The organism is Candidatus Margulisiibacteriota bacterium (genome assembly GCA_003242895.1).
Classification (GTDB): Bacteria; Margulisbacteria; Riflemargulisbacteria; order GWF2-39-127; family GWF2-39-127; genus GWF2-39-127.
The window spans coordinates 37170-44692 of the sequence record QKMY01000003.1; the positions used below are offsets into that span (position 1 = coordinate 37170).

The 7523-nt window shown below is 35.9% G+C and carries 8 protein-coding genes; 6 read left to right on the forward strand and 2 right to left on the reverse strand.

What is annotated here, in order from left to right; genetic code table 11:
* Positions 1 to 126: 126 nt before the first annotated feature.
* The 3 genes from DKM50_00245 (at position 127) to DKM50_00255 (ending at position 3504) form a co-directional block, all read left to right on the forward strand.
* The gene (locus DKM50_00245; protein ID PZM84964.1) at positions 127 to 1728 is read left to right on the forward strand and encodes a glucose-6-phosphate isomerase; all 1602 of its coding nucleotides are present in this window, start codon (positions 127 to 129) and stop codon (positions 1726 to 1728) included.
* A 201-nt stretch (positions 1729 to 1929) separates the two neighbouring features.
* Complete coding sequence (locus tag DKM50_00250) at positions 1930 to 2577, forward strand: hypothetical protein (GenBank protein ID PZM84965.1); 648 nt, start codon at positions 1930 to 1932, stop codon at positions 2575 to 2577.
* Positions 2578 to 3504 carry an inorganic phosphate transporter gene (locus DKM50_00255; protein ID PZM84966.1) on the forward strand — a complete coding sequence of 309 codons (927 nt, stop codon included), beginning with the start codon at positions 2578 to 2580 and terminating at the stop codon, positions 3502 to 3504.
* Positions 3505 to 3545: 41 nt separating this feature from the next.
* On the opposite strand, the gene DKM50_00260 is transcribed toward DKM50_00255, so the two are convergent.
* Positions 3546 to 3683 (reverse strand): rubredoxin, encoded by a 138-nt coding sequence (locus DKM50_00260; GenBank protein PZM84967.1) that lies wholly within the window; start codon positions 3681 to 3683, stop codon positions 3546 to 3548.
* A gap of 29 nt (positions 3684 to 3712) precedes the next feature.
* Positions 3713 to 4288: a rubrerythrin family protein gene (locus DKM50_00265; protein PZM84968.1), complete on the reverse strand. Its 576-nt coding sequence runs from the start codon at positions 4286 to 4288 to the stop codon at positions 3713 to 3715.
* Positions 4289 to 4610: 322 nt separating this feature from the next.
* Here DKM50_00265 and DKM50_00270 point away from each other — a divergent pair, with 322 nt between their 5' ends.
* The 3 genes from DKM50_00270 (at position 4611) to cas6 (ending at position 6735) form a co-directional block, all read left to right on the forward strand.
* Complete coding sequence (locus tag DKM50_00270) at positions 4611 to 4850, forward strand: NrdH-redoxin (protein PZM84969.1); 240 nt, start codon at positions 4611 to 4613, stop codon at positions 4848 to 4850.
* Entirely contained in the window at positions 4843 to 5766 is a 924-nt protein-coding gene (locus DKM50_00275) for a thioredoxin-disulfide reductase (protein ID PZM84970.1), read from the forward strand. The genes DKM50_00270 and DKM50_00275 overlap by 8 nt, the downstream gene beginning before the upstream one ends.
* Before the next feature lie 204 nt (positions 5767 to 5970).
* A complete protein-coding gene (cas6, locus tag DKM50_00280; GenBank protein PZM84971.1) occupies positions 5971 to 6735 on the forward strand; it encodes a CRISPR-associated endoribonuclease Cas6 in 765 nt (254 codons plus the stop codon).
* Positions 6736 to 7523 lie beyond the last annotated feature (788 nt).

A 7523-nucleotide genomic window follows, 5' to 3' on the forward strand; every position in this document is an offset into this window, starting at 1 on the left:
TTTCATCCTTCTTTAATGTCTGGAACCGTAAGTAATTTAATCTTTTTTTAATTAACATTTAACGGTATAATTCCATGATAAATAATGAAGCAATTATAGCTGAAACATTAAATGAGGAGGCAATTAATGACAGACATTAAATATAATAATTTAAATGAGGCAGAATCCTTTGGAAGGCTTAAAGACGTTGTGTTATCTGCAAGGATTGAATTAAAAGATGAATTGACTGCAGAAAAGATATCGAAAAGTGTTGTTAATATCGGGGATTTAATGACGTATAATTATGCAGCGAAGGCAGTAAATACTAAGATACTTAGTGCAATGCAGAAGCTAGCGGATGAGCAGCAGGTTATCGACAAGTATAAAGTATTATTGAACGGTGAAGTTATTAACACCGGAGAAAAAAGAAAAGTATTGCACCAATTGACCAGGGGGCAGCTTGGTAACGATGTTTTTGAAGGTGCTGCAAATTTGAGGGACTTCTACGTTGAGCAACAGAATAAGATTTATGAGTTTGCTCGCAAGGTACATTCAGGAGAGATCAAAGGCTCGACTGGAAAACCTTTTGACACGGTAGTGCAGATTGGAATCGGCGGATCGGATCTTGGACCTCGAGCCCTTTACATGGCATTAAAAAATTACGTCGAGGATACAAAAGGGAAACAGCCAATGAAATCTTATTTTGTTTCCAATGTCGATCCGGATGACGCTAATGAAGTATTACGTGTACTTAATTTTGAAACGACCTTATTCATTCTTGTTTCCAAAAGCGGGACAACCCAGGAGACATTAACAAATGAAGTCCTTGTTCGGGAAAAAGTTACAAAAGCAAACATTCCTGGAATGGATGTTCGTAAGCATTTTGTAGCAATAACAAGTGAGACAAGTCCTCTGGCAAAATCTTCCGATTTTCTGACGTCATTTTTTATCAATGATTTCATCGGGGGAAGGTTTTCAAGTACAAGTGCCGTGGGAGGGGCTATATTGACCTTAGCCTTCGGCCAGGATATTTTTGGCCGACTGTTAAAGGGAGCTCATGCCTCTGATAAAAATGCCCTTAATCCCGATATCCTTAAGAATGCCTCACTACTTGATGCATTAATAGGTGTTTGTGAACGGAATATTCTTGATTATCAGACAACGGCAATCCTTCCTTATAGCCAGGCCTTAAGCAGGTTCCCGGCACATCTTCAGCAACTCGATATGGAGAGCAATGGTAAATCCGTAAATAGGAATGCAAAACCGATAGATTATAAGACCGGCCCAATAATATTTGGCGAGCCTGGGACTAATGGTCAGCATTCCTTTTATCAATTACTTCATCAGGGGACTGATGTCATCCCTTTACAGTTTATCGGTTTTAAGCACCCTCAAATCAGTGCTGATTTTGAGTTCGACAACTCTACCAGCCAAATGAAACTAAATGCAAATATGGTGGCTCAAATCGTTGCATTTGCAAAAGGCAAATCAGCCAGTGATCCGAATAAAACATTTAGTGGAAATCGTCCTTCAAGCTTGTTATTTGCTGATAAGTTGACGCCTGAAGTTCTTGGAGCTATCTTGGCCCACTTTGAAAACAAAGTTATGTTTCAAGGGTTTATTTGGAATGTTAACTCATTTGACCAGGAAGGCGTGCAATTAGGAAAAGTGTTAACAGGTCAGGTTCTTAGAGGTGGCAGCGATTTGGATCCTGCTCTTGCGTGTTTCGCTCAGATGATGGGACTCTAGCATTTCTCGTTATTATTTAAATTAATTTTAGTTGCGCGGGTTTTTTTTAAACCCGCGCCGTTGCTAGTGATGTTAGGTTTTTCAATGTCATTTATGATATAATTCCAGATAATTCTATTGATTTGGTCGAGAATTAATTTTTATAATTTGTAGGGCAGTTCTCGAACGGCTCTTTATATGAAATAGGAGAGGTGTTCATAGTTGTTTCCTTTTTTTACAAAACAAAAAAACTTGCATGACAATATATTGAAATATTTAGCAGAAGTTCTGAATAGTACAGATCTTTTTGCCACATTAATGGGGTCCTATGTTGATAACGGCTTCACTGATGAATTTCATGATCAAGCAAAACTAGTGCATAAATCCGAATCAAAAGCCGACGATATTCGCTATCTCATAGAAAAAGATATGTACCAACATTCGCTTCTTCCAGATTCGAGAAGTGATATCTTTGTTATAATCGAAGAATTAGACAGGATTCCTGGAATTTACGAAAAAACTATAGAATACCTTTTAATCAGAAAGTTGATAATACCTCAAGAGATCAAAGTGAATATTTTGTTGTTACTGGAAACAGCATTGGCAACATCGAGAGAGATCATTAAAGGGACCGAACAGATGTTCACAAAACCGAAAGTTGTTCCTGAACATGTTAGAACTGTTGATACCTTAGAAAGTAAATGCGATAGGTTGGAACACCATCTATTAAAAAAGATATTCGATATGGATATAGATGATCTCAGCAAAGAACGATTATCCCGAATTGTAGAGCTAATTGCAGATATTTCCGATCAGGCTGAAAATGTTGGCAATAGATTGTCAATTGCTGCAGTTAAGAGGATTATGTAAATGTATTGGTTAATAAGCGCACTATTTTTAGGGTGGGCTATGGGTACAAACGATGCTGCTAATGTTTTTGGTAACGCCGTGTCTTCACGGATGTTAACCTTTCGACGGGCAACAATCTTAGCGGCTGTTTTTGTTATCCTTGGTGCTGTTTTGAGAGGAGATAATGGAATTGAAACGCTTTCTTCTCTATCCTCCCAGACAATTAAAACTGCTGCGCTGGTTAGTATCTCGGCTGCAATAACCGTGACCTTAATGAGCATTATTAAAATGCCTATTTCTACTTCTCAATCTGTTGTCGGGGCTATTATTGGGCATTCGTTAATAACTGGCGATCTCAATACCCAGGTACTTACCAAAGTGGTTTTGGGGTGGATTGGTACTCCGATTGGTGCATTTTTTTTAGCGATAGCTTTATATTATATAATTAGATACTTTGTTGAGAAGTATAACTACAATTTTATTTATCTTGACGGCTGGATCCGTTTTGGATTTATTATTATCGGGTGTTATGGTTCTTATGCCTTAGGTGCTAACAATGTGGCAAATGCTGTCGGCATATACAAAGGCTTGATACCGCAATTGAATGATTATAGCCTGGCACTTATCGGGGGGATAAGTATAGCGCTTGGTATCCTTACTTTTTCAAAGCCGGTAATGTTAACCGTAGGAAAAAACTTGGTTGAAATGAATTCGATAACCTCTTTAGTAGCAGTTTTAACCTGTGCCTTAACCGTGCATTTTTATGCTATTATTGGGGTTCCTGTTTCTTCTTCTCAAGCCATCATTGGAGCTGTGCTCGGAATGGGCATGATAAAAAAAATGGCTACCCTTAAATGGACGTTGCTTATGAACATTGTGTTAGCTTGGCTAATAACGCCATTATTAGCAGCAACCATATCTTATATAATAAATTACCTATTTCTGTAAGTTACTAAGTAACTTACAGAAATAGGTGGTCATGATTAATTTTAAAGTTTTTGAAATTGATCTTTCGTAACTCCACATACCGGGCATACCCAGTCATCAGAAAGTGATTCGAAAGGAACGTTATCATTTTCTGCCGGATCATATACATACCCACAAACGAGACATTCATATTTATCCATAATTTTTGTCCTCCTCTTGTTTTTTTGTACTAATAGTTTTCAGAAAATGCTTCAAAGTATGATTGTGGATGCGCGCAGCCTGGACAAAGAACAGGTGCTGAATTTCCTATTGCGTGATATCCACAATTTCGACATTTCCACTCGATAGATATAACTTTTGAGAATATGGTACCTGATTCGATATTATTCACTAATTTGAGATAACGTTTTTCGTGTTCTTTCTCTACTAGTGCGATATGCTCGAATTGCAGTGCAATTTCCGGGAACCCTTCTTCTTTGGCTGTCTTTGCTGCTGCTACATAGAGGTGTGTCCATTCTTCGTGTTCGCCGGTCGCAGCCGCTTTTAAGTTATCTATAGTAGATGTAATAATGCCAGCAGGATATGTGTTCGTAATTTCGACCATACCTCCCTCAAGAAGCTGGAAGAATCTCTTTGCGTGTTCTTTTTCATTGTCTGCAGTTTCAAGAAATAGCGAAGATATCTGCTCATAGCCTTCTTTCTTTGCTATACTTGCGTAATAAGTATACCTGTTTCTAGCTTGCGATTCGCCGGCAAAAGCTGCTAGAAGATTTTTTTCTGTTTGTGTTCCTTTTACGCTCTTCATTTCTTTTTCTCCTTCATAATCTTTTCCTGACAAGAACAACAACGTGCCGAACGCTATTTAATTAGATTTATATTAGATTACATAAATTCAAAAGTCAATATTGTCATGGAAATATCGAAATAATTATTTATAGAGGTTTGGTTAAAAACTTTTTTAATTAATAATTAAACTTTTTGTGTTTAGTTTTTGGATCAAATGGTGCTGGCTTATATCTAAATATTGATACTGGCTGATAATATAATAGCTGTACATACTATATCGGGAATGGTAAGAAATATGTTAATTAATAGCTATCAGACCTCAAGTTAGGGAGGGTGAATATATGTCAAAAATTATAAAAATGTATAGTACGCCCACTTGTCCCTGGTGCCGAAGGTTAAAGAAATATTTAGACGAGCAGCAGGTGGACTATACTGAGTTCGATGTTTCTAAAGACCAGCAAGCCCTCATCGAGATGGTAAAAAAATCGGGGCAACTTGGAGTACCGCAGATTGATATCGGAGGTAAAGTGATCGTAGGTTTTGACCGTGAAACAATTGATGAGGAGTTAAAGAGTGCATGATCTTATTATAATCGGCGCGGGACCAGCAGGAGTAACGGCAGCAATTTATGCAGCCAGGAAAAATATGAACGTCATTCTAATCACTCGAGATGTCGGCGGGCAAGCAGCTTGGGCTGCTGGGATAGAGAATTATCCGGGATACCAATTAATAAGCGGAGCTGATCTGTCTATAAAATTCGAAGAGCATCTTCGTCGGTTTAATCTAGAGATGGATGAGTTCGATGAAGTATTGTCGGTTAAAAAAAAGGATAATTACTTTGAAGTTTTTACTGATGAAAAGAGTTATAAGTGCCGATGCATAATTATTACCTCAGGAAGGAATCCTCGATTGCTGGGAGTTCCCGGTGAAATAGATTTCAAAAACAAAGGAATATCGTATTGTTCAACATGCGACGCACCATTGTTTAAAGGGAAAACCGTCGCTGTCGTCGGAGGAGGCAATGCTGCACTTGACGCGGTTTATCAGCTAATATCAATTGCAGCGAAAATCTATGTTATAAATGTTGCGGAGCAGTTTACTGCAGACGATCTGCTTGTCAAACGGGTAACAAGTTCGGATAAGGTTTTTGTATATAATAATTCTTCAGTAAAAATGATTCTTGGTCATGATTTTGTAGAAGGAATAATGGTCAGTGTTAATAATAAAGATGAACAAGTATTTCCTGTAAACGGTATTTTTGTAGAAATAGGTTCTATTCCTGCCGTGTCATTTCTTGGAGGACTTGGGTTAGCACTAAATGAAAAAAAAGAAATAATTATAAATAATCTTTGTGAGACAAATGTCGAAGGAGTATTTGCTGCTGGCGATGTCACGAATATTCCGGAAAAACAGATTATTGTAGCTGCTGGGCATGGCTGTATAGCTAGTCTGACTGCTTATAGGTATATTTTAGAGAATAATAATAAGTTTAATTAGACATTCTATATTTATAATAATATTGAAAGTGTAATTAAATATTTTACTAAATATGAATAAGATATATAATAAATCAAAAACTTGATTGACAATTGTAAATATTAATAATAAAATTTGTTAAATTAATAAATCAGAATAAGATAAATAAGAAAAATCAAATGTGTTGTTTCATATCCTTGGTCTTGTATGTAGGAGAAAACATACGTGAGATATAAATTAGTATTAGAAAATGAACAAGAAAATATCTTTCCTATAGACTATCCTTATATTCTAAATAGTATAATTGAGAAATATTCCGAACCCTATTTCAGCAGCAGTAAATATGATAAAACACTATTAATGGACTTATTCTCTTATTCTCCATTTCTCGTAAAAGAAAAAATAATAGATGGTGACAATAATAGAATTAAATTGCTTTCGAAGAGGATGTATTGGATTTTGTCTTCGCCTGTCGCTGAGCATGTACACTGTTGTGCCAAGAACTTATTCATGGACAAGAAAATCGAGATATGTGGAAATAAGCTAAATGTAACAGGAATACTTAAAATTAATGAACCTGTATTTGAAGATAAAATGAAATTTATTTGTTTATCTCCTATTTCAATAGTTAAGAAAATAATTAATGCCCGAAAAAATTATGTTTACTATGATTACAATGAAAATGTTTCTCCAATCATAAAGAATTCTCTTGAAAATAAATACCGAAAGGTGTTTTTTCAAGATCCGCCTAAGTCCGACTTGAAAATTAAATTTGATCATAACTACATCAATAAGCGAAATGGAAGAGTGATGAAGCTCTTGAGTGTTGTTGAAAGTGATGGATTCGCCAGAAAGGTAAAAGGCATATTTGCTCCATTCGAGATTGAAGGTCATTTAGACCTTATTCGATTAGGATATTACACTGGCTTCGGAGACATGACCCAATATGGTCTGGGAATTGTCGATATAGTATCAAATTTTAATTCATAAATTCTTTTGAATTTTTTAATGAGTTATTATTTTGGCGATAAGCAGGAGCAGTTCGCGAACTGTCCCTGCTAGTTCTTAAACTTTCTGTCCAAAAAAAAATGTAGTAATAGTCATAAAAATATTCTCAGTGAAAATTTGAAAAGAATTGTCTGTGTTTATTATCTTTCTCAATAATGATATTATTAAATTAATAATTAATGAAAATATCATGATGCCTGATCTAAAAAAGTTTAAATATATACTGATGACGCTTGTTCCGGCGGGTGGTGTGCAATATTAAAGTACAGGGAAGCAGTAAAACAAAGAACTATTGGAACAGCTTGATGTACTCAATCAGAAACACACTATAACTGGATATGGGTTAAGGGGCATGCTGATACAATCAATGAGATGAAATGGCAAGAAAAGAGATAGAAAAATTAAATCGAAGGGATGAATAGTAATGATGCCAATATATGATAAATCTCTTGTATATGCTCTCAATGCTATTGAAAAAGGAAATTATACCGGCATTGAAAAAGTTCCTTCTTTTACGCTGAAATTAGTTGCTAAGATGGCAGGAGATTTATTTGATATTGATATTGAAATTGTTTTCAATTAGTAAGCCCTTATTCTAAACCAATCACTAGCCTTAAAACTAACTTTTTTAATGAAAAATTTGAAAAGAGTTATCCAGGTTTAAGTTATAATCGAGTAGGAGGTAGGTGATTAATTCACCTACCGACCTCTCACACCACCGTACGTACGGTTCCGTATACGGCGGTTCAACAAGAATTAATGTACTTCTG